This is a genomic window from Hymenobacter montanus (genome assembly GCF_014699115.1).
Classification (GTDB): Bacteria; Bacteroidota; Bacteroidia; order Cytophagales; family Hymenobacteraceae; genus Hymenobacter; species Hymenobacter montanus.
In genome coordinates this window covers 152,093-174,774 of the sequence record NZ_JACXAD010000008.1, presented here as the reverse complement: position 1 = coordinate 174,774, position 22,682 = coordinate 152,093, and the positions used below count along the sequence as shown (strand labels likewise).

Genomic DNA, 22,682 nt, shown 5'->3' with positions numbered 1-22,682 from the left:
CGACGGCTTCAAGACGCTGCCATGCTTCCAAGCTACCCTTGACAACTGGGCTCGCCTTTGGCTGGCTTTTTCTACGCTCCCTCCGCGCAAAATCAGCTACTGGCCTACTCTCTAAACAGCTTCTATAACTCCATAATATCCTCGTGCCACAAGGTGGGCTCAGCGGCAATAAACTCATTCATCATGTCGACGCACTCTTGCAGGTCGAGGTCGACCACCTCCACGCCGTGGCTTTCCAGAAAAGCCCGCGACTCGCCGAAGGTGCGCGACTCGCCCACCACGACTTTGGGAATTTTGAACTGCACGATAGTCCCGGCACACATGTAGCACGGCATCAAGGTGGTGTAGATGACCGTGTCGCGGTAGGTACGCTGGCGGCCCGCGTTGGTGAGGCAATCCATCTCGCCGTGCTTGATGGCCGAGTCTTCCTGCACGCGCTTGTTATGCCCACGGGCGACTATCTGCCCATTACGCACAAGTACGGAGCCAATAGGAATGCCTCCTTCGCTACGTCCGAGGCGAGCCTCATCGATGGAAGCTTGCATGAACTCATCTTTATTAGGGGTGGGATTGGAAGTCGACATAGTAGTTGATGTTTGAAAAATGAAAGGGTCTAGGAAAGTTGAAGCGAGAAAGTATACTAGCTCTTAAGCGGAATGGTCACTTCACAGGCATAATCGTGGGGTAACGCGTCCGGTGTATTCTTTTTCGCCCAATAGCGGCGCCAATAGTCTCACCATTGCCGGTTCAACTCGCCCACTTGGTCAAAAGATACGCTTCCGCTGTGTGTCAGCAGGTGCATGTTCCGCGCTGCGACGGCAAACCTATAATCTCCGCACCAGAACACGAGGCGAAAAGGCTCGCGTAAAAAGTCATCTGTGACGGGCGGGAACCCGTGGACTGTTTTAGCGTGCGTCGCCTCTTGCAGTAAAGAGGTGAGGGCATCATTGCCGCCAAAGGCGAACTCCCCGTACGAGCAGGTTGGCGACTCTAACTGGTCGTCGTGGAGTTGTTGCGACCATGCAAAACTCTCGGGGCTGTTGCCCCGAATTAAGAAGCTAATGGACGTTAGCTGCTGGAATTGCAGCGCAATTTGGGTCTGCGGGGGCTTGTCACTGCTGGCGGGCGGAAAGTAGTAGAGCGTTCATATCACGGGACTCCGGGGCTTTCACGAACACGTAGTATTTATTCCATGCCATAAGAGGGAGCGGTAGTAAATGAGGAATTGCTGCGGCTAGTACGCCGGCTGAGCTTCAGCCAAGTAATAAACGGTCACTGCCTCTGCAAAAGAGCGATGTTCCTGTTCATAAAGCAGGGTCAGTTTCGTTTCAAACGCGGGTACAGAAACATCGGCAAACCAACTTAGGGGAATGGAAAGGTGCGCCTCTAGCTGCTCTAAGAAGACGTGCCAACCAGCCGTTTCCTCCGTGATGGTGAGTTGCGCCCGGTAAGCAGAGGTGCCGTAAAACAGTAGCTTCTTCCTCGGGTCAAGCAACGGATAGGTGGTGACAATGGCGCACAGTCCAAAAAAAGCGAGTCCAGACCAGTATCTAGACCATAGACACAGCACGACAAAGCCCCAATTTATTGCCAGCAGCGCGATAAGCTTGGGTCGGCTCTCGTAGACAACTTTCTTTTCCATTGTAGGAGTGCGCATGCATCGCTAGCCGCAGCACTCATTTGCCCGCCGCCGTTTCGTCGGTTGGCCGTGCCACTCGTGCTCGATGTTCGTCATCAGCAGGGCATTGTCAAACCGAATGGAACCGGGCGGAAAGTTATGCGCATCCTCAAAAAAACTCGACTGCACCCGCAACACGTCCAGTGGGCGCACCTGCCATTGCCGGGCGTGTAGCCGTATTCCCTCGTAACCGTAGGTGCCGGGGGAGTAGCCCACGGCTCCCTGCTCGAAAAAAGCGGAGGCAGCCGCCAGCGAGGAAAAAATAGAGTCAGGCGCAAAGTGAGCGGTTTCTTGTGCATCCACGCTAAGGCTCGTCCCGTCCGCACTGGTAAAGCTGACGTGATAGCTGCCCGATGCTTCCCGGACGTCGAACGCCGCCAAGTGATGTTTGCCCGGAAATAGCCGACCTCCGGCGAGCGCGTTCAGGCAAAATGAGGTGTCGCGCCGGGGGATGTATACCCCCTGACGAAGCTGCCCGGCTTCTTCCCATTCCACGGCGATGCGGTGGGCACCGTTTTCGGAATTAACGCCCAGCCAGCCGGGTAAGCCTTTCGGTTTAATCTGGCGCAAGCGGATGAGGCAAATGCCCACCACCGCTTTCCCCTGATAAAGTTGCGGCTGGAACGGCGCAGGCAACAGGGGGCGTACTACTGCCGGGTCAGCTGTGAAGTTGACCAACATCCGGCGGTCAATGTACCCGTGGAGAACAGGGAGTTTCATAGGCGTGGGATTACGCCCCCAAGGTAACGCACCGCCGCTCGATTAAAGCAGACCAAGTAAGCCCGGTCGGGGCAGTGCTGTTGCTTAGGTATCAGTACTAACATCATCCCACTCTTGGTTTTCATAGCGAATAAGCCAGTTGAGCGAATGGTGTCTTTCCAACACGATATCGGTGCTGAGGTTGCCGGGTATTGGTTTCTGCGCCAGCCGGGCGTCGTAGCATGCCCAATCAAGGCGTAGAATTAAGTCTGCTTGGTCAAGTATTTCCTTTTTGCTTCGCAGCTTTGCCAACTGCCGAAATTGAGACGCGGATAAATCGTGGATAATCGCCGCGTCATGGGCAACGTCACACATGGCACCGGGGTAGGAGAGGGTATCAACGTACCCTAGCGACCACAGCAGGACGTGCAGGCTTTCGTAGCGCCAGTTCGCATCCCGTCGTTGTTGGCCCGTGGGATGGGCAGCCGTGACATAAGCCCGCTCAACGGGCGTGAGCTTGCGGGTGATGCCGTACGCTTTGTCTATTTCCGCCAAACGTTCTGGCGACAGCCCTTCACTTTTTAAACCAATGAAGCAAAGCGCCAGCGCTCTGTCTACGATTTGGTCTTTGGTTCGGAGTGTTGTCTCCGCTTCAGACTCGGTAAACATCGCATTGGGGTTGCTGTAAATCGGGATGCCGTGAGCTTTGCAGTAGGCTTCCGATTGTGCCCGTCGAGCTTGCTGGTCTTTGGTCGCGATAATGTGCTCAACGGGCACAGTTGCGCGTACTGCCTGAGCGGCGGGCTGCTCGTTACAGGAGAAAAGGGCGAAGGCTAAGCAACAATGAAAAAATCTGGTCATGCGACAGCAGCTACCCTTGTAAGGGGTTCTGTTTAGACGAAAAGATGATTGGCGCAGCCGAGCAAGAAATAGCTTATTCGATGGGACTGACTGCTATGGACTCGAAAATTTTTTTGCGCTTCTTCCTCTCAATGCCATCATTGGTGCTGTTCGCATTCTTGGGTATGATACTGAAGTTGTAGCCAACGTCATTCACGACCAAGTTTCGACAGTATTGCACGAAGCGTTCGCCCGAAGTAGGGTCATTTGCTTCAAATAGGACTTCTATGCCCTTCCCTTGCCAGCTAGCATAGGAAAGGAAGACCGCGAAAGTAACCTTCCGTGCGCAGATTCCCTTCCTTGACTACATGAAAAAACGCTTTCTCATTTTTTCTAAAACCAAGACCAGAAGTCCTGATAGGATTTGGTAAGGTCACCAGTCATAGTCAGTTGGTTTAATACACTGCGTTTGTTAAGTATTAATCCAATCAACAATCGCTGGAAGGGCACCCTGTATGAGATAGAATGCTGTCACAATAAAGGTGTAAAAAGTGGGACAAGCCCAACAATATTAGACAAAAAGATGCATTGAGAGCTTGTAAAGCCAGATTTAAGCAGACAAAGTCATCTTACCGTGCCTGATGGCGGAGTCTTCCTGCACGCGTTTGTTGTGGCCCCGGCCCACGATTTTGCCGTCGCGGATGAGCACCGAGCCGATGGGGATGCCGCCCTGTGACCGGCCCAGGCGGGCTTCGTCGATGGCAGCCTGCATGAATTCGTCTTTCTGGATGGGCTTGCTCATGGGAAGGGAGGGAGCAAGATGGAAGCTATTACGGCGCGGGCCCCGCTACCGGGCGCAAATGCCCCGATACGGGCAATGCTCGCACTTTTTTAAATCATCGGTTTTGCGAATGGGCTCGGTAGGGTCCAGGATTCGCAGTACAATTTTAGCGACTAATTGTTCGGAAACCGTGACGAAATCCTGCCCTTCGCTGGTCAGGAAGCTTAAGTCCGCCGCCAGCAGGCCTTTGTCGAGGTTACGCATCGACACGATGGCCGTATTTTCGGTTTCGCGCTTCTCGGTGCTGGCCAGCATGAAGCGGTAGAGCCAGAGCTGGCGCACTTTGTCGGCGCTCGAGGTGGCCTCCCAGAGCAGGCGCTCGGTGGCCTCGGCGGGCGTGAAGCGGTTGCGGTAGCCCGTCAGGTTAAGGTCGTTGGCTTCGACGAGCCCGGTTTTGTAGTCGACCACGCGCAGGCGGCCGTCGGGCAGCTGATCTACGCGGTCGGCCTTGCCGAAGAGGCGCACGGCCAACTGGCCGGAGCCGGGCACGTCGACGAACACCGTGGCGGCCAAGTCCTTTTCCAGGCTGAACAGGCGCAGGGGCAGGCCTTCGTTCGCGGCCAGTCCTTCGAGGTAGCGCGTGATCAGGCGCTCCGCCACCTGGCCGTACACGTGGTTCAGCCCTTCGTCCAGGCGGGCGTACTTTTCGGTTTCTTCCTGGCGCAGGGCCTTGCGCACCTCCTCCGGCGTCTGCCGGAGCAGCTCCGGGATGTCGGCCGCTGTAAGGGGCCGGGCGTCCTGCTCGAAGGGGCGCAGCAGGTTTTCCAGGGCCGCGTGCACCATCGTGCCGAAGCTGCCGGCTTCCAGGGTTTCCTCCACGGCCTCGTTTTCGTGGAAGCGGGCCACTTTAGAAAAATAGAAGCGCAGCGAGCAGGCCAGGAAATCGTTGAGGCGGGAAGGCGAAATGTTGCGTTCCAGCACCCCGCGCAGGGCAGCCAGCATCTCGGGGTCCTTCTCAAGCACGAGGTCGCCCAACGCAGCTTCACCCCCGGACCTCGTATCTGCTTGATGCGCGGAGTCCGCAGGAGAAGGGCCACCGGTTATGCTCCTACTATTGCTATCGTTCGGTACCCACTGCGCCGGAACCCCAGATCGGCCAGGCTGGGCACCGGTAATGTTGCTGTTATCGTTCGGTGCCCCCTCTCCCACGGAGAGGGGGGCAGGGGGTGAGGTTTGCGTGAGGGGAGGCACACTTACCGTTAAGTCCTCCAGGGTGAGCTGCGGGTTCTGGGGCAGCAGGTCGTTCGCTAGCTGCAGCAAAAACCGGCTGCGCTCGCCGCTCTTAATGCCTTCGGCGCCGGGCAGCACGTGTACTAGGTCGACGCGGGCGGCCCGTTGCAGCAAGCGCCAGAAGTTGTAAGCCGTGATGGCCTCGGCATCGGCGTACGTGGGCAGCCTGAACTCGGTGAGCACGTCGTAGGGAAACAGGGACTGCTGCTTTTTGGGCGCGGGCAGCACCCCCTCGTTGCAGCTGAGGATGATGACGTGATCGAAGTCCAGGGCGCGGGTTTCGAGCAGGCCCATCACTTGCACCTCGGCTAGGGGCTCGCCGCTGAAGGGCAGGCGGGTGCGGGCCATCTGCTCGTACAGGAAGCGCCGGAACGAGCGCACCGACAAGCGCTGCTCGCGGTGGTCGAAGGCTGAGTCGAGCTGCTTGATCAGGGTGTAGAACAGGTACAGGTACTCGGCCTCAATGCCTGACTGCTTATCGGTGTACACCTGCTTGAGCAAGTCAATCAGCGTATGGCAGGCCGTAATGATGTCGTCGCAGTTGTTCCAGGTTTTGAACAGCGCCTCGATGATGGGGTGGTGCCCGCCGAGCTTGAGCAACTCAGTGGCGGGCAGGAGCACGGCGTTGAGGCGCACAATTTCGCGACACACCTGGTCGAGAATGCCGTGGTACTGGGGCTGGGCAGGCTGGCGGTCGAGCCACTGCTGATAGCGGCGCAGGAAGGGGTGCGAGAGCAGCTTGGTTACCGCCAGGTGGTGGTAGCGGGGCACGCCGTAGCCCGTTTCCGGGCTGCCCTCGCGGATGCCCGTCAGGTGTACTTCAAACAGCAAATCGACTAAGTTGAACAGGGGCGTGGCCTGGAAGCTTAGGCCCATGGTCACGTTATAGTCGGGCACCTCGTCGGGGGGCAGGCCGTGGAGCACCGGCAGGAGTAGGGTTTCGTCGGGCAGCACCACTGCCACGCTCGCGTCGGGGTGCTGGCGGCGGGCTTCGGCGAGGAGCTGGCCCGCCAGCTTGCCCTGCATGCTGGGGTTGGCCACACCCAGGTAGCGCACGTGGTGGGGCTGGCCGCGCAGCCACTCCACGCCGCCCCCCATGTGCTCGCGGGGCAGGTTCCAGCTTTTAAAGTAGCGGCGCAGGTGCTGGCCGGCCCGGTTGGGGGAGTCCTCTTCCAGGTAAAACGGGTCGGCGTCGAAGCGAACTTCGGCCCGCCCCGCCCCCAGAAGCAGGCGAATCAGCTTCTCTTCGGCCCGCGACAGGTTGCCCAGGCCCACGAACACGTGGCGGGCGGGCTCGGGCGCGGCGGGGTCTTTCAGCCGCTGCTCCAGCTTCTCCACGGCCAGGCGGTAAGCCAGGCCGGGGTAGGCGAGGTGGTTGGCCTTCATGCGGCGCTGCAGCTCCCGGTACACCCGCTCGAGCTGGTCCCAGAAGCTGAACGAATGGGCCGCCGCCCGGCTGTTGGCGGGCAGGGCTTCGAGGTCCCAGCGCTCGAGCGCCTTGGCCTGGCTCAGGTACTCGAATACTTTACGGGTGGGCGCCAGGTTCTGGTCGAGGTTGGAAAAGTCGCTCAGCAGCAGGCCCGCCCAGCCCACGAACCGGTCGAAATCAAGGCCCGTATCAATGTTTTTGAGGATATCGTAGAGCAGCAGTTGTAACGCAATCGGCTCCTCGACCTGTACTCCCGCCAGCTCCACCATGTAGTCTTCCATGGCCGCTACGCGCGGGGCCCACAGCGGGGCCCCCACGGGCAGGGCCAGGGCCAGCTCGTTTTTCAAATACACCACGGCCCGGCGCGTGGGCACCACCACCACGATTTCCGAGAGCTCATCAAGGGGCCCGGAGCCATAGCGGTCCAGCAGCTCGCGGGCGGTGGCGGCGAGAAAGGAAACGGGAGCCACCAGCGGCGTAGCCGAAGCAGAAGTGGGGTAGGCAGCGGAATGAGCGGGCATTGGCGTAAAGATACTGGCTCCCTAACACCAACCAGCGGATAAAAATGACCAGCCGCGCTCACGGCAGGCCTGGGCCTCGGCCCTCGAACAGTGCCCAGCCAACGCGAGCAGTTCGTTGAATGGCTCGGCAAGAATATGACTCGGCAAGAGTAGGGTAACCGAAGGGCAAACATTCAGCCCGCACCAAACATTCAACAGCCCACATTGCCATTATAGCCTCTGTCCGACTCCACGGGAAGTGACGTATTAGATAATAGTGCGAAAATCACCGTGCAAAGTATTTGAAATAAAGCTCTGAAAGCAAATAAGCTTTTAAGCTCCAATTCCGTACATCTAAGGTTTCACTACTTAAGCATTGCTTATGCTCCGCAATATATTTGTGTCTCTACCTGATAGCTTGAAGTTAGCGCGTCATCCTGCTTACCTTGCAGTAGGATAATGTTAGCGTCTGGTGTAGGTACTCTTACGTTCGTAAATCGTTATAGCGTAACTCCTACTGATAACACAAAAGGAAACACAGCAGCATTACTTGTAACGAAAATCGAGCATGAACTAAATATGAAATATTAATGGCATATACAATCAAAAAAACAGAAATTATTGACTATCCACCTGAAAAGCTAAAAGCATTTAAGCTAATGGCTTACGAGTGGATTGATAATTTAAACTTTACATTGAGTCCGAAACAGTGTATAGAAAATGCAGATGAATATGTTGCTATTGCTAAACAGAGGTTCTTAGAAGACGGATGGCATGGAGATGGTGAGGTAGAACTTATGTGGGTTCCACCTTTTATGCTGAACGAAGATAAACAAACAGAATTCACAAAAGGAGTAGTCATATGGCATGTTAAACAAATTGAAGACGGAATCTCCTGGATATTGTATCCCAAAGAGCTGTTTGACGGAATACTGTTTGAAAAGATTATTTGAAAAGATTGAGAAATAGTAGAGGCTCTGACATCCAATAGCATTTCTGTCTTCATCAAGAAGAATCCACTTATTACATCCATCAAATGTGTTCGTGTAAACTTCTTGTTCCTCGCGTCTGATTTCGGACACTTCTACCCAGCTCCTTTGTACTCCTTTCTATAAAGCTTATCATCTCGGGGTTAAGCATTTCGGACTCGTAATATTAAATCTCAATCCGACTAGGTTTCCGTTATACACAGCTATGAGTAGAAAAAACTATCAGTAATCTTCGCCTCTATGTGCCAATCAGAGTCTGCTTCTGCTTCATAGTTCCCCAAATGCTTGGATTATTGAGTGTTAAAACCCCTCATTTGATTTTCAACAGGTTACCGCTTGGTTTTCTTTGTAGAAGATTAAATACCAGTGGTTAGAAAACCCGATTGTGCTGTCAGGTTTCAGGAGTCTATTGTGAGAATAATTAATATTTTTATTTTTCCCCAGAGTGAGGTAATAACTTCTGAGTTCCTGTGGCAGCAGCTCTATGTTTAGCCTTTTTTCAACTTCGGCAATATCAGCTTTTGAAAAACCGAAATTTTCGTCGTCAGATAAGTGGTAAAGTTTTCTTATGTTCTGGTAAATAGCCATTTGCGTAGGATCTGGAGATGGTAAATAACGGTAGATTGACGCTTTTTGACGTCCTTTGCCCCCGAATACTTCCTTTTGCCCTGAAATACTTGCTTTTTACCAATGCGCTTACCCTTGCTCTCGTTGTTGGCTGTGCTGCTGGCCCATGCTGCGTCCGCCCAAACTCCCGCTGCCACCCGCGACTCTGTAGCCGCGCCGCCCGCGCCCCGCTGGCGCAAGTCGGCCAAAACCGGCCTCGGCTTCAATGAGGCCCTGCTTAGCAACAACTGGCGGGGCGGGGGCGTCAGCACCATCGGCTTCAATGCCCTGGCCAACCTGCGCGCCAACCGCCAGGTGGGCGTCCATAGCTTCGATAACGAATCCGATTTCCTCTTTGCCTTCTCCCAAACCAAAGGGCTGGGCTACCGCAAAGGCCAGGACCGTCTTTACCTCGACACCAAGTACGGCCGCGCCCTGAGCCCGCACTGGAACATGTTTTTATCGTTGAACCTGCTTACCCAGTTCGCCGCCGGCTACAAGTACGACACTGACGCCACCGGTAACGAGCGTGCCCGGCAGGTATCCAACTTTTTCGCCCCGGCCTTCATCACCGCCGCCTACGGCTTCGAATACCGCCCCGCACCCTACTTCCACCTGCGCCTCGCACCCTTTGCCCCCCGTCTGACGGTGGTGAGCGATGCCGAACGTTTCCGGCCCGCGCTCGGCGACGCGCCCTATGGGGTAAGTCCAGGCCACACTACCCGCTTCGAGGTATTGGCCGCCCAGGTCCTGGCCGAGCTCGACCGCAACATCAGTACCAACGTCAACCTGAAAGCTCGCTACCTGCTGTTCGCCAACTACACTAACCTCAAGCCCAAGGAAATCGACCATCGCCTCGATGTGGGCCTGAGTGCCAAGGTGGGCAAATACGTAAACCTGTCGCTCACTGGCATCGCGCTCTACGACTACGACCAGGACCACGAGGTGCAGTTTTCGCAGGGCCTCACCATTGGCGTGGCCTACACGGTACAAAACTTTACCGATGTGAGGAAATAAGCCACTGGGGCTGCCAACAACCGTTATCAGATGAGTTTTGGCCTGCGATAATGGCCGGCGTCTGAACGAATTGTGGAAGAGTATCTTAAGGAGTCGTGGGACCACCAAGTAACCCCTGTGAGTAACTGGTTTGCTGGAAGCGCGAAGCGGGCGATGGGTAAACGGACCGGAACAGCGTTAAACAAAGGGTGGGTTGTAATGGCACGTAGACTATATCTGCACGGCCTTAGCACCCCAATGGTGCTAAAGCCGTGCAGATATAGTCAAGGCAAAGGGTGCAGTACCACGTCGGTACTAGCTTGTCAGCTATTATCTATTAAAGCTGAAAGTGCTCCACATTACCTGTGTATTTCCCGTTTACTACTTGGTAGTGTTGCAAGAAATACCGTCGTCTTGGCTTTAGCCCAGAGAAGTTAACTATTACCTGACCATTGACCGGCGACCGCGAACCTCTTGCTATCACACTGTTATCCAATGTTAATATATAGGTGACTGGAGCGGTGCCAGAGTAGTACAAGTTATACCGGTAGCTTGTAGAGCTGGTAGGAGTTCCAACGGAAGACCTCCACGCGTCAGCAGAAACAGTGGCTGCTTCAGGAGCAGTTGGGGTTACGTCTTGTTTTTGGCAAGAGGCCAAGCTTGTCACAGCCACCAAGGCAAACAGAAATTGCTTCTTCATGATGTAAACGAAAAACAGAAAGTAAAAAATTTAAAGACGGGTTCTCTCTTAAGTCGATGATCATGAATGCAGCCCGTACACGCTTGATCAATGCACAATGGGTGCGGCTTTGGCCATTGTTGCTGGGCTAGGCACTTAGGCCAGTCCTAGCGCTCAAGGATTGCTTCAAAGTTGCCCAGTAGGCTGCCGCCTTCCTAAGGATGGGCACTCCCATTTGGATGAGTAACCTTATCACTAGGGCTAACGACAAAATTTGTTGGTTCTGGCACCGAATCAGGTACCAGGTAGGGCCTGAGCTCGTCACCGGGCGGCTACGAGCCGAAGCGCTGTAGGCGCTTCGGGCCTGATTGCCAAGGTGGGCAATCAAATACTTGGGCTATCGCTCCCTGGCATCGCGATTACTACCAGGGTCGCAAGGCACAGCTATGCTAGGGGATCGCCATCGGCGTGCCGTACACGGGGCAGAGCTTTACCAGCGAAAAGTAGCGTCTGAGTTCCGGCTTGCTTTTTCGGGAAGTATTCCACCCTGAATTAGCATGCTTCGGGAGCACTTATGGGGACCCGAAAGTGTAACTGACCCGTGCCTTATTCAGCGACCAAGTCGAAGGACTAGAAGCCAGTGGGCAGCGCGTTGTAGACGCGCACCAGCTAGGAAATAAGCCTCTGTTACAGCCCGCCCCGGTCCCAGGCCGCTATTTCGGCTGCTAAGTTGCGGCGCGCGGGCACCTCCAACGCCGCGTGCAGGGCCAGGGTGCGGAACAGGGCCGGGGTGGCCAGCATCTTGGCCAGCACCTTGCGCCGGCCGGGGCGGTACAGCAGGTCGGGTACCAGGTGGTACTCGCGGCGCACCTGCCGCGCGTATTCCCAGTACGCCTCTTCCGGCGCGCCCAGGATGCTCAGGTCCGCATCCAGAAACCAGAGCAAGTCATTGTCGTCGGACGGTTGGGGCTGGGTGTGGTCGGCGGTGCGCTCGATGAGGAAGGCGACCCGCTGCTGCCGGGCCGGTTCCAGGGTGGTTTCCTGCAGAAACGCCCGGGCCCGGTCGGCGCTGCGGGCCTCGTTGTCGGAGCGCAGGGACTGGTACACCATGTCGTGAAACCAGACTGCCAACTGCACCACCACGGCATCGTGCAGCGGGGCGGCGGCCAAGTGCGTCAGTAGGCTATCAAGATGTTGAAGGGTGTGGTAATGGCGGGCCGGCCCCTCATAAGCGGCTATCAACTCCTGAAAGACGGCCTCGCGGCGGGCTGTATCGGCCAGCAGCGGGGCGGTGAGGCTGTGCCAACGGGCCGCCATGTCGGGAAGAAATACGGACATGACACCAAGGTACGGCCGCGGCGCTTTATGCGCCTCTACGACGAACTCTCTACAGTATCAGCCAGCGCTTTTTAAACTGGCTTGAGCAAGTAGAGGACGCTATCAATCTCACCGAGCACCCCGGCGCCCCAAATGCACCGCGGAAAGCGTGGCTGGGTTCAGGGCCTGAAACCTGCGGGGCTGAAGAAGCCTCGGAGCCTGGGGGCCGCCCTTTTTCGATTGTAGTTGCTCCGCTTGACAAGCAAGGAAAGGATAATTTCCGCTGTCTCTTGTTGAGGCCATAGAATTTTATTCCATTCACTTAGTACTTTATTTTATTTCAGGGAATTATCACGGGTTACGGCGGTCCTGTTTAGGCTTTTAACAAAATTCAGATACGCTTGCAGAGAACTCTTTTGCTCTTTTGCACCCATGCGAAGGGTTTGTTGGATTTCGTGAGCAAAGGCCTTTACGAATAAGGAATCATTTCCGAATTGACCGAAACAAGCCACTTTATCCGGAGTGAGGTCTGCGTCTTCAGGCAGCATATCTGGGTAAGAGAGTGGGTGAGGTTGATAGGTATAGGTGGCAGCGTCCCATACGTAGGATACGCTTTTTTCACCGGTCACAAATGCAGCATCGGCACCGATTTGGTCATTGTTTCGCGAAGAGACATCATATCCAGGCCCTGGGAAAAAACGATAAGCGTAGGAAGCCCTAAACTCATCGGAGCTGGTACTACTAAAATCTAATCTCAGTTTAACATCTTGATTTAAGTGCAGGCCCCACCCATAGATACGGGCCTCATTAGTTAATTCAAGGCAAGGATATATTTTGTTATGAATCAGCTTATAAAATCGATAGGCATCCTGATAAACGCCTGAGCCTCTCTCGTTGAGTACTCGCATGTAGAATGTTTTATTGGCGGAAGGGGTATTTACAATCTGAATGCCGCTTTCCCCATTAAATATGAAAAATGGTTCGCGATAAATTAAGTACCAGGAATTATTAATCATTTTGAATACCGCTAAAATAGGGTCGTATCGGGCATAACCGAATATCCCAACCAGTTCTACGGCTGGGTCATCATCCAGATTAATGAATAGTAGTGTAAAAATTCCACCCGATGACTGGTCCACTATACCCCTGCCTATGTGCGTGGAATCAGTCTCGCCCGCTAACGTGTCGGACTTAATAAAACCTTCCAACTGCTTCAAAATCGGTAAATTATCCTGTTTATAATCGTATTCACGGACGCGCTCTACCCATTCAGTCGGAACTTTAACCCCCGCGATTTTCTCTTTTGAAGCCGGCGAAACACACTGCGTAATGGTGAGCAAAATCACCACGAAACTTATTAAGTTGAGCCGAGCCATTGCCGAGTTTCGTCCTCAAGATAACTGCTACCGTAGCGCATAAATCCGCTCGATTATCTCCACCACTTTCAGGCCCTCCAGCGCATTGGTAGTAGCAATGCTGCGGCGCTGCACCGTATCCACTACGTTCTCGATTACTTGCACGTGGTTGGCGGCCGAGCCCTGGAAGGAGCCGTAGTTGTTGGCAGGGTTGGTGGGCGGCAGCTCGGGCAGGGTATAGCCGTCGATGTGGCAGTAGTCGACCTTGTCCATGTACTGGCCGGCGATGCGCAGGCTGCCGCGCTCGGCCACCACGGTGAGGGAGCTTTCGAGGTTGCGGTCCCACACGGCGGTGCTGTAACTGAGCGTGCCGGCGCCGCCCCGGACCAGGTCGAAGGCGACCAGGCCGCTGTCCTCAAATTCGGTGAGGCCGGCGTGGTTGAAGTCGCGGAAGCGGGCCGTGATGTTCGTGATGTCGCCAAACACCCAGTAGAGCAAATCCACAAAGTGGCTGAACTGGGTGAAGAGCGTGCCGCCATCCTGCGCCTGGGTGCCTTTCCAGCCCCCCGGGCGGTAGTAGCGGGCGTCGCGGTTCCAGAAGCAGTTAAGCTGCACGAGGTACACCTGGCCCAGGCGGCCTTCGTCTACCACCTGCTTGAGCCAGGCGGCGGGGGGCGAGTAGCGGTTCTGCATCACGCCGAACACCAGCCGGCCGGTTTGCAAAGCCGTGCGGACAATGGTTTCGGCGTCGGCCTTGGTCAGGGCCAGGGGCTTTTCGATAACCACGTGCAGGCCGTGGCGCAGGCTGGCCACCGCCTGCGGGGCATGGCAGCCGTTGGGCGTGGCCACGGTGAGCACGTCGGCGGCCAGGCCGGTTTGCAGATAGGCTTCGAGCGAGGCAAAGAACGGCACGTCGGGAAACTCCGTGGCTAAGCCCGCCCGCAGCTCGGCGCGCTCGTCGATTAAAGCGACGAGCCTGGCTCCCGGGTGGCGCGCTATGAGCGCCGCGTGGCGGCGGCCGATGTGGCCGACACCGCAAACGACGAATCGTACTTCAGGGGCAGGATTACTCACCAACACAGCGTTAACGTCCAAAAAAAGTACCGATGCATTCCGTGATGTAATCCTGCTGCTCGGCCGTCAGCAGCGGATGGGTGGGCAGCGAGAGCACCGCCCCGCACAGCTCCTCCGCCACCGGAAACTGCCCCGCCCGGTATCCCAGATAGGCGTAAGCCGGCTGCGCGGGCACCGGCAGGGGGTAATAAATGGCGGTGGGGATCCCGCAGCGGCTTAAAAAATGTCGCAGCCCGTCGCGGCGGTCGGGTGCGGCCAGGCGGAGGGTGTACTGGTGAAACACGTGGCTGCTGCGCGGGTCGCGGGCCGGCAAGTGCAGATCAGCGCCGTGTGCCGCGAGCGCGGCATCGTAGCGGGCGGCTACGGCCTGCCGGGCGGTGGTGGCGGCGGGCAGATGGCGCAGCTTCACCCGCAGCAGCGCGGCTTGCACGGTGTCGAGGCGCGAGTTGAGGCCGACGTGCTCGTGGTGGTATTTCTGGCTCTGGCCGTGGTTGGCCAGCTGCTGGAGCCGGGCCGCGCGCGCCGGGTCGCGAACCAGCAAGGCCCCCCCATCGCCGAGGGCGCCCAGGTTTTTGGAGGGGAAAAACGACGTGGTGCCAATGGCTCCTACAGTTCCCGCAAAGGCAATTTCACCGCTGGCGAACTGAAACGTTGCGCCCAGGGCCTGGGCGTTGTCTTCAATCAAGGGCACGCCCCAGCGTTGCGCAATAGTCCGGAGCTGCTCTAAATCGGCACACTGCCCAAACAAATGCACCGCCACGATGGCGCCGGTACGCGGCGTGAGCGCGGCTTGCACCGCCGCCGGGTCGACGTTGAACGTATCGGGACGCACGTCGACCAGCACGGGCCGCAGGCCCAGCAAAGCAGCCGCTTCGAGCGTGGCCACGTAAGTGAACGCCGGCACGATAATCTCGGCTCCGGCGGGTAGCTGCAAGCTCAGCAGGGCCAGGGTGAGGGCGTCGGTGCCATTGGCACAGGGCACCACGTGCGCGCCGCCCAGGTATTCGGCCAGTTCCGTGGCGAACTGGCCCACGGCGGGCCCCTGAATGAACGCCGCCGTGGCCATCACCTCGAGCAAGGCCTCGTCCAGGGCCGGTTGCATGGCGGCGTGCTCAGCGGCCAGATCAAGCAGTTGGATGGGAGTGGGAGGGGAGGGAAGTATCAACTGCGGCAAGCGGAAAATTCGGTTAAAGATAGCCGGGCCGGCTCACCAAACCGGCCCGCCTGGCCCCTGGGCCGACCCCGACGCGGCGGGCCGCTCTACAGCAACTGGAGCAGCCAGTGCATTTTCAGCAGGTCGAAAGCCCGAAGATTGGGCTTGGGCGAAAGCAGGTTGCGCCGCAGGCGGGGCTCGGCGGCGCCCAGGGCGGCTTTAGCCAGGGTAGCCAGCCCCCAGGTGCGCACGCGCCCCACGGCCTGCAGGAGCCTGGAGTCGGGCGTGTCGGCTTGCCGGTGCAGGCGCGTGAGGTTGCGCACTGCTTCTTCGCTTTTAGCCAGGAAAGTGCTGGCCGGCTCCAGGCCGTCGTGCAGCACCGGGTTATCAAGGTGCAGCACTTCGATGTTGGCGGCGGCCAGTACCTGGCCGAACTTGGTGTCTTCGTGGCCGTACCCGCTCAGCTGCTCATCGAGGGGGTAGCGCCGGAAAATATCGGCCCGAATCAAGGCGTTGTTGATGCTGAGCTGCGCGTGCGGAGCTTGCTGGCGGACGGTGGCGGGCCGTGCCTCCCGGGCCTGCCCATAGAGCCAGCGCAGGCGTAAGGCCGAGTCCGGGGGCGGGAGCTGCGCGTAGCAAGTGCCGCCAATGACCACGGCGGCACGGCTGCGTGCCGCCGCGTAGCGCGCCAGAAACTGCGAATCGGGCAGCAGGCTGTCGCTGTCGAGCAGCAGCAGCCACTCGTGTTGGGCCGCGGCCGCCAGCTGGTTGCGGATGGCCGCGCGGCCGATGTTCTGCTTCAGCTCGTGGTACCGCACCCCGGGCTGCTGGGCCAGGGGCCGGTTTAAAGCCCGGGCTGCCTCATTGGAGCCATCGTCAAACACAATAATCTCCACCGGGCCCGGCCAATTCGTGCGCTGGGCGACCAGGGCCTTAACCAACTCGTTGACGTCCCAGTTAAAAACCGGGATTAATACCGAAAGTCCAGGGCGTATCATTTTATTCAACGTTATCAATCCATAAGCAACCCCCACTTAACGCCAGTTGCCGCTTATTGGTATCTCGCCGAGTCAAGAAGCGCGCCATCCTTGCACGTCAGTACGCGGTGCGGGTATTTCTCAAGCAGCTGAAAATTGTGCGTGGCCATCAGGATGGCCGTGCCCGCGTTGTTTATCTCGGCGAACAGCTGCATGATGCTGTCCGAAACGTCCGGGTCGAGGTTGCCGGTGGGCTCGTCGGCGAGCAGTAGGGCGGGCTCGTTCAGCATGGCTCGGGCAATTACCACGCGCTGCTGTTCGCCCCCGGAGAGGCGGTGCGGCATGCGGTTGGCGGCCCCGCTCAGCCCTACCTGGCTCAGCACGTCGCTGATGCGCTGCTGCTTGCGGGCCTTGTTGTTCCAGCCCGTGGCGTTGAGCACGAACATCAGGTTCTCGGCTACCGTCCGGTCGGAGAGCAGTTGGAAATCCTGGAAGACGATGCCCAGGCGTCGGCGCAGGTACGGCACTTTGCTCGTCGGCAGCTTCGACAGCGAAAAGCCCGCGACCGTGCCGCTGCCAACCAGCAGGGGCAGGTCGGCATACAGCGTTTTCAGCAGCGACGATTTGCCGGAGCCCGTGCGGCCCACCAAGTAGACAAAGGCACTCTTTTCCAAGGAAAACGACACCCCCTGCAGCACCGCCTGCTGCTCCTGCATTATCGTGGCATCGCGTAGCTCAATAACAGTTTCGGACATAGCTAAATAACTCCAATAAATAAACTTTCGGCTTTCGGTTGCGGCACCGGGCGCACCGCCCCACTAAGTATTGTTCCGAGCGGTGCCCGGCCACGGCGGTCGTTACAGGCTCAGCGCCCGGAGCTTGCCAAACTCCAGGTCCGCAATCACGGCGGCCAGCTCCGTTTCCTTGCCTTCCAGCCCGTAGCGGTGCAGGTCTTTCAGCGGCCGGTCGGCCCGGAAATAGGCGATGAGCACGAAGGCTTCGTCCCGCAGCTGAATGTAATCCGGGATTTTGGCTTTGCCCTTTACTTTGATGATGTACATTCTTCTTAATTAAGAATTAAAAATTACGAATTAAAAATGAAGCTGTTTAGGAAGCCACCTACCTCATCAGGCGCGGTCCTGCTGCTCTGGCGTCGGCCTGTCGAAGCAGCCCTAGCGCGTTGAATAGCTCTGCCGGAGCGGGAGAGCTGCTGCGGCAAGCTTAGCCGGACCGAACACTTTCTAGACCGCTTCATTGAGCAATTGCCGGGGTGGGTGGTTTCTTATGCCTTTAATTCTTAATTTTTAATTGAAAAGTTAAGCATTGACGCGCTTGTGGTCGGCTAGGAATGTGGCCAGGCCTTTGTCGGTGAGCGGGTGGTTGAGCAGCCCGCTGATGACGCTGAGGGGGCAAGTCACCACGTCGGCCCCGATTTCGGCGCACTGAATCAGGTGGGGCACGTGGCGTACCGACGCCGCCAATACCTCGGTTGGGTAGCCGTAGTTGCTGAAGATCTGCACGATCTGCTCAACCAGCTGCAAGCCATCCTGACCAATATCGTCGAGGCGGCCCACGAAGGGCGACACGTAGGTGGCGCCGGCCTTGGCAGCCAGCAGGGCTTGCCCGGCCGTGAAAATCAGCGTACAGTTGGTTTTGATGCCCTTTTCAGCGAAATACTTGATGGCTTTTATGCCATCCCGAATCATGGGCACTTTCACCACGATGCTGGGGTGTAGTTCGGCCAGCGCCTCGCCTTCGCGCACGATGCCGTCGTAGTCGGTGGCAATGACCTCGGCCGATACGTCGCCATCCACCAATTCGCAGATTTGGCGGTAGTGGGCCATCACGTTGTCGAGGCCGCGAATGCCTTCCTTCGCCATCAGCGAGGGGTTGGTGGTCACGCCATCGAGGACGCCCAGCTCTACTGCTTCGCGGATTTCGTGGAGGTTGGCGGTGTCAAGAAAAAATTTCATTCGTTAAGGTTAGCGAGTAGCCATCAGTCGTTAGCCTTATGCAAGCGCAATCCACTAAAATCAAAGTGAACGGCCCCGTGCCTTCAGCGAACGACTGATAAAAAAGAATCGGCCCCAAAGCTACTCACGCAACCGCCAACATCGCGGAATTGAGCAGCGCCGGGGCCGACGCGAAAGGGCAAAAAAAAGCAAGCCAAAATCGCACCGCTACAACCACTTACCCTTGCTACCTTCCGGTCCTGGGGGAGTTCAGCAGGAGCTGATCGTTCTGACTTGCCGCTGCAAAGGTAATCACGGATTCAGTCGGATTCATCGGATTTCACGGATTTTTTGTTGTCTGCTTGGTCGGGGAGGAGGGCGCTGATAGCAAAGACGCCTGGTAGTTAAATCGCTACGCCTGGTTGACGGAACTAATAGCTGCCGGCATAGGACCCGCTGGGGTTACCCATAATCCGTGAAATCCGCCGAATCCGGCTAAATCCGTGACTAGCTTTGCGGCATGGAACGACTGATCATTCTGGATTTCGGCTCGCAGTACACGCAACTGATAGCCCGGCGCATTCGCGAGCTGCACGTCTTCTGCGAAATTCACCCCTTCACCCACGCCCCGAACCTCGTTCTGACCGACGACATTCGGGGCATTATTCTTTCCGGCTCGCCCTGTTCGGTGCGCGAGGAAGGGGCCCCCAACCCCGACCTGGGCCATGTGCTCGGCCGGGTGCCGGTGCTGGGCGTGTGCTACGGCGCCCAACTGCTGGCCCAGCAGGGCGGGGGCGAGGTGCTGCCGGCCACCATTCGCGAGTACGGGCGCGCCCGGCTGGCGGCCCTCGACGATGCTTCGCCGCTCATGCACGGCTTGCACACGGGCTCGCAGGTCTGGATGTCGCACGGCGATACGATTCAAACCCTGTCCGCCGGCTACGCGGTTATTGCCAGCACGCCCGAGGTGGCGGTGGCGGCCTTCCAGGTCGAAGGTCAGGAAACCTACGGCATCCAGTTCCATCCCGAAGTAACCCACTCCACCGAAGGCAAGCGCCTGCTGCAGAACTTCGTGGTCGACATCTGCCGCTGCGAGCAAAGCTGGACCCCCGACCACTTCGTGGATTCGGCCGTGCTGGCCTTGCAGCACACCATCGGGCCCACCGACCAAGTAATTCTGGGGCTGTCGGGCGGCGTCGACTCGAGTGTGGCGGCGCTGCTGCTGCACCGCGCCATCGGGCCGCGCCTGCACGGTATTTTCGTCGACAATGGCCTGCTCCGGCAGGATGAGTTTGCCACCGTGCTCAAAGCCTACGAAGGGCTGGGCCTGAACGTGACCGGCGTAAATGCCGCCCCCGAGTTTTACGCCGCGCTGGCCGGCCTCAGCGACCCCGAAGCCAAGCGCAAGGCCATTGGTCGCACCTTTATTGAGGTGTTCGACCGCGAAGCCCAGAAAGTGACCGGGGCCGCGTGGCTGGCCCAGGGCACCATCTACCCCGACGTAATCGAGTCGGTGTCGGTGAAAGGGCCGGCCGTTACCATCAAAAGCCACCACAACGTGGGCGGCCTACCCGAAAAGATGCACCTCAAAGTGGTGGAGCCGCTGCGGATGCTCTTCAAAGACGAGGTCCGCGAGGTGGGCGCCGCCCTTGGCCTGCCCGGCGAGATTCTCAACCGCCACCCCTTCCCCGGTCCCGGCCTGGGCATCCGCATTCTGGGCGACATCACCCCCGAGAAAGTAGACTTACTGCAGCGCGCCGATGGCGTATTCATCAACCTGCTGAAAGAGCACGGCTTGTACAGTCAGGTCTGGCAGGCCGGCGCCATGCTGCTGCCCGTGCAAAGTGTGGGCGTGATGGGCGACGAGCGTACCTACGAGCGGGTGGTGGCCCTGCGCGCCGTAACCAGCATCGACGGCATGACCGCCGACTGGGCGCACTTGCCCTACGAGTTTCTGGCCGAGGTGAGCAACAAGATCATCAACCAGGTGCGGGGCATCAACCGCGTGGTGTACGATATTTCCTCGAAGCCCCCCGCGACGATAGAGTGGGAATAGACTGCCGCTTGTATAGGTTCTGACGGCTAGCGCCGCGCCGTTCGGGTCGACGGTCATCCCACCCCCGCGGCTTTACTTGGATGACGATTTACGCTGAACAGCATGCGCTGGCACTGCCTCCAACATCTGCCCTCGGAAGGGCCCGGCCACGCCGCGGACTGGCTGGCGGCGCACGGCCACTCTTTGGCTTTTACTTATTTGTTTGCGCCGGCCCCGGTATTCCCCCGGTTAGCCGACTTCGACGGCTTGCTGGTGCTGGGCGGGCCCATGAGCGTTTACGACGACGAGTCCTGCCCGTGGCTGGGGGCCGAAAAAGCCTTCATCAAAGCAGCGCTACGGGCCGGGAAGGTGACGCTGGCTATTTGCCTGGGTGCCCAGCTGGTGGCGCAGGCACTGGGGGCCGAGATATGCCCTAACCACGAGCCCGAAATCGGGTTCTGGACGGTGCGCTTCTCGGCCCAGGCGTTGGCACATCCGCTGCTGCGGGGCTGGCCCGAAAAGGCGGCGGTGTTGCACTGGCACCTCGACACGTTTACGGTGCCACCGGGTGCAATTCGGGTGGGCATGTCGGCTGGGTGCGCCACGCAAGGCTTCGTGTGGGGCGACGGCGTTATCGGCCTGCAGTTCCACCCCGAGATGAAGGCGGAAATGGTAGAGCAGCTCATGGCGTTTGAGGACCACGAAAACGCCGAAGAACAGCAGTTCGTGCAGACGGCGGCCCAGATTCGGGCCCGGCTGAAATCGGTGTGGAAGGGGCGCAAGCTGCTGGAATCGTTGCTGGCGAACCTGGTGGCCGTGCATGAGGAAGAACTCCAGGGGTGAGGTTTCGCCCTAAACCCAGTTTAAAAGCTCTTCGTCGTTTATGCTGAAGACCGCCCTCCGCTAACACGCTACTACCTGAATGTGGAGATGGTCGAGAGCATCGGGGAAGAGGTACTTGATTCGCGCACCCCGTTGGCGGGCATTAGCTACGGCGGTCCGGAGCAGGGATTGCGCCGTGGCGTCGACAATGAAATCCAAGTCGCGGGCAATGTTGCCGTGCGAGGGCGATACGTCGATGTCGGCTTGGGAATTGACGGGCAGGAACACATTGGCCGCCGGCAGGTTTTCGTACTCGGGGCGTAGGGTTGGCGGGTTGCCAGGTTGGTAGAGGTTCAGGTAGCCGTAGCGGGCGTGGTCGCGGCGGGCTCCGTCGGCGTCGGCCCGTACGGGGCGGGGCAGGCCCAGGGCGTAGCAGCCGGCGGGCAGCAGGTCGATGATGGCCAGGACGGCTTGCAGGGCCCGGGCCGGGTTGGTCATCCGGATGTCATGGCCCGCGAACCGGCTGATGTCCACGGCCTGCCCGCGGGTGTGGTAGCTGGCCCGGGGCCGCACCAGACTCATCAGGCCAAACGGGGCCCGGGTGCCCGCCGCCGGTGGGGGCGTACCCCGGAGCAGGGCCTGCAACAGGGCCAAGAGCGTAGGAGAGGGCACTACGGTATCGCTGGAGTGGTCGAGCGGAATGCTGCCGGTTTGAGCTAACGCTTCCAATTGGTGGAGAACGCTATTCGACAAAGCCAGGCGGCCCACCTGGCGGCCGCTCAGCAGCTCGGTGGCCACATCGGCAGCTTCTTCGTCGCTGGCGGCTTCGGTGGCTGTGGCAGCAGGGCGGTATTCCCAATGCCAGGGCTCGTCGATGTTGGGGTTTTGGTAGAAGTTGAACCGGGCCGCGTTGGTGGTGAGCCAGCCCCAGGTCCAGGTTTGGCGCCAGCGGGCGGTGTAGGTAGCTTGGGTCCGGTTTACCACGCGGGTGCCGTTTTCCTGCACGCCGAAGTCCACGGCTAAGCCGTTGTTATGATTGCTGAAGCCGGGTGCGCCCACCCGTTGGCCCACGTAGGCGGCCAGGAGCTGCGCGGCCTCGCTGCTATGCTCGCCACTGGCCAGGGCCCGGCGCCGGGTGCGTGTTTCCTGGTAGTAGGTGGGGAAATTGTCCTGCCAGATGCGCAGCTGCCGCGTGGCGGAGCGGTAGGCACTGGTCAGGCCGAGGGTCACGTTCAGGCCCTGGCTACTGATGGCTAAGCGAGCCGCGGCCAGCAATGATTGGCAGGCCGACGCCGCGGCGGTGCGGGCCAGGAAAGAGCCCTCGATGACACTGAGCTCGGCCGCGGGCACGTCGGCCACGAAGGCGTGGCGGGCCGAGGAGCGGGCTACGTGGGCATCGTACACGGCTCGCATGAAATCTAGCTGCGAGGCGGTGGCGCCGGGCCATTGCAGCGAGGTGCCAGGCAGGGTTTCGGGCAGGAAATCCAAGTCGTAATTCATGGTCGCAGGG

At 58.5% G+C, this 22,682-nt stretch carries 20 protein-coding genes and 1 other RNA gene; 4 read left to right on the top strand and 17 right to left on the bottom strand.

Features of this window, described 5'->3' with window-relative positions:
- Positions 1-122: 122 nt before the first annotated feature.
- The 6 genes from IC235_RS09380 to IC235_RS09355 all read right to left on the bottom strand — a co-directional run bounded on the left by IC235_RS09380 (position 123) and on the right by IC235_RS09355 (position 7,238).
- The gene (locus IC235_RS09380; protein WP_191004913.1) at positions 123-584 is read right to left on the bottom strand and encodes a nucleoside deaminase; all 462 of its coding nucleotides are present in this window, start codon (positions 582-584) and stop codon (positions 123-125) included.
- Positions 585-1,234: 650 nt separating this feature from the next.
- A complete protein-coding gene (locus IC235_RS09375; RefSeq protein ID WP_191004912.1) occupies positions 1,235-1,642 on the bottom strand; it encodes a hypothetical protein in 408 nt (135 codons plus the stop codon).
- A 21-nt stretch (positions 1,643-1,663) separates the two neighbouring features.
- Positions 1,664-2,398 carry a DUF2071 domain-containing protein gene (locus tag IC235_RS09370; RefSeq protein WP_191004911.1) on the bottom strand — a complete coding sequence of 245 codons (735 nt, stop codon included), beginning with the start codon at positions 2,396-2,398 and terminating at the stop codon, positions 1,664-1,666.
- An 84-nt stretch (positions 2,399-2,482) separates the two neighbouring features.
- The gene (locus IC235_RS09365) at positions 2,483-3,238 is read right to left on the bottom strand and encodes a DUF4272 domain-containing protein (protein ID WP_191004910.1); all 756 of its coding nucleotides are present in this window, start codon (positions 3,236-3,238) and stop codon (positions 2,483-2,485) included.
- Between the two features lie 589 nt (positions 3,239-3,827).
- A complete protein-coding gene (locus IC235_RS09360) occupies positions 3,828-4,019 on the bottom strand; it encodes a deaminase (protein WP_191004909.1) in 192 nt (63 codons plus the stop codon).
- Positions 4,020-4,064: 45 nt separating this feature from the next.
- Positions 4,065-7,238: a PD-(D/E)XK nuclease family protein gene (locus IC235_RS09355; protein WP_191004908.1), complete on the bottom strand. Its 3,174-nt coding sequence runs from the start codon at positions 7,236-7,238 to the stop codon at positions 4,065-4,067.
- 569 nt (positions 7,239-7,807) lie between these two features.
- On the opposite strand from IC235_RS09355, the gene IC235_RS09350 reads away from it, so the two are divergent.
- Complete coding sequence (locus IC235_RS09350) at positions 7,808-8,170, top strand: hypothetical protein (protein ID WP_191004907.1); 363 nt, start codon at positions 7,808-7,810, stop codon at positions 8,168-8,170.
- Positions 8,171-8,527: 357 nt separating this feature from the next.
- On the opposite strand, the gene IC235_RS09345 is transcribed toward IC235_RS09350, so the two are convergent.
- A complete protein-coding gene (locus tag IC235_RS09345; RefSeq protein ID WP_191004906.1) occupies positions 8,528-8,794 on the bottom strand; it encodes an SMI1/KNR4 family protein in 267 nt (88 codons plus the stop codon).
- A gap of 102 nt (positions 8,795-8,896) precedes the next feature.
- Here IC235_RS09345 and IC235_RS09340 point away from each other — a divergent pair, with 102 nt between their 5' ends.
- Entirely contained in the window at positions 8,897-9,829 is a 933-nt protein-coding gene (locus tag IC235_RS09340) for a DUF3078 domain-containing protein (RefSeq protein ID WP_191004905.1), read from the top strand.
- A gap of 1,345 nt (positions 9,830-11,174) precedes the next feature.
- Here IC235_RS09340 and IC235_RS09335 read toward each other — a convergent pair.
- The 9 genes from IC235_RS09335 to ffs form a co-directional block, all read right to left on the bottom strand.
- A complete protein-coding gene (locus tag IC235_RS09335; protein ID WP_191004904.1) occupies positions 11,175-11,825 on the bottom strand; it encodes an HD domain-containing protein in 651 nt (216 codons plus the stop codon).
- A 314-nt stretch (positions 11,826-12,139) separates the two neighbouring features.
- A complete protein-coding gene (locus IC235_RS09330) occupies positions 12,140-13,153 on the bottom strand; it encodes a hypothetical protein (RefSeq protein WP_191004903.1) in 1,014 nt (337 codons plus the stop codon).
- Between the two features lie 54 nt (positions 13,154-13,207).
- Positions 13,208-14,254, bottom strand: a complete 1,047-nt coding sequence (locus IC235_RS09325) for a Gfo/Idh/MocA family protein (RefSeq protein ID WP_223847167.1) — start codon at positions 14,252-14,254, stop codon at positions 13,208-13,210.
- Positions 14,244-15,398, bottom strand: coding sequence for a DegT/DnrJ/EryC1/StrS family aminotransferase (locus IC235_RS09320; RefSeq protein ID WP_223847166.1), 1,155 nt, complete (start codon positions 15,396-15,398; stop codon positions 14,244-14,246). The genes IC235_RS09325 and IC235_RS09320 overlap by 11 nt, the downstream gene beginning before the upstream one ends.
- Positions 15,399-15,493: 95 nt before the next feature.
- Positions 15,494-16,384 (bottom strand): glycosyltransferase, encoded by an 891-nt coding sequence (locus tag IC235_RS09315; RefSeq protein WP_191004902.1) that lies wholly within the window; start codon positions 16,382-16,384, stop codon positions 15,494-15,496.
- A gap of 53 nt (positions 16,385-16,437) precedes the next feature.
- The gene (locus tag IC235_RS09310; RefSeq protein ID WP_191004901.1) at positions 16,438-17,118 is read right to left on the bottom strand and encodes a cell division ATP-binding protein FtsE; all 681 of its coding nucleotides are present in this window, start codon (positions 17,116-17,118) and stop codon (positions 16,438-16,440) included.
- A gap of 102 nt (positions 17,119-17,220) precedes the next feature.
- Positions 17,221-17,424: a fructose-6-phosphate aldolase gene (locus IC235_RS09305; RefSeq protein WP_191004900.1), complete on the bottom strand. Its 204-nt coding sequence runs from the start codon at positions 17,422-17,424 to the stop codon at positions 17,221-17,223.
- A 255-nt stretch (positions 17,425-17,679) separates the two neighbouring features.
- Positions 17,680-18,336, bottom strand: coding sequence for a fructose-6-phosphate aldolase (gene fsa / locus IC235_RS09300; protein WP_191004899.1), 657 nt, complete (start codon positions 18,334-18,336; stop codon positions 17,680-17,682).
- 182 nt (positions 18,337-18,518) lie between these two features.
- Positions 18,519-18,616: signal recognition particle sRNA small type (ffs, locus tag IC235_RS09295), an RNA gene on the bottom strand.
- 219 nt (positions 18,617-18,835) lie between these two features.
- Between ffs and guaA the strand changes: the two genes are divergently transcribed.
- A complete protein-coding gene (gene guaA / locus IC235_RS09290; RefSeq protein WP_191004898.1) occupies positions 18,836-20,371 on the top strand; it encodes a glutamine-hydrolyzing GMP synthase in 1,536 nt (511 codons plus the stop codon).
- A 102-nt stretch (positions 20,372-20,473) separates the two neighbouring features.
- Positions 20,474-21,193: a type 1 glutamine amidotransferase gene (locus IC235_RS09285; RefSeq protein WP_191004897.1), complete on the top strand. Its 720-nt coding sequence runs from the start codon at positions 20,474-20,476 to the stop codon at positions 21,191-21,193.
- 60 nt (positions 21,194-21,253) lie between these two features.
- On the opposite strand, the gene IC235_RS09280 is transcribed toward IC235_RS09285, so the two are convergent.
- Positions 21,254-22,672: a M15 family metallopeptidase gene (locus IC235_RS09280; RefSeq protein WP_191004896.1), complete on the bottom strand. Its 1,419-nt coding sequence runs from the start codon at positions 22,670-22,672 to the stop codon at positions 21,254-21,256.
- Positions 22,673-22,682: the final 10 nt, after the last annotated feature.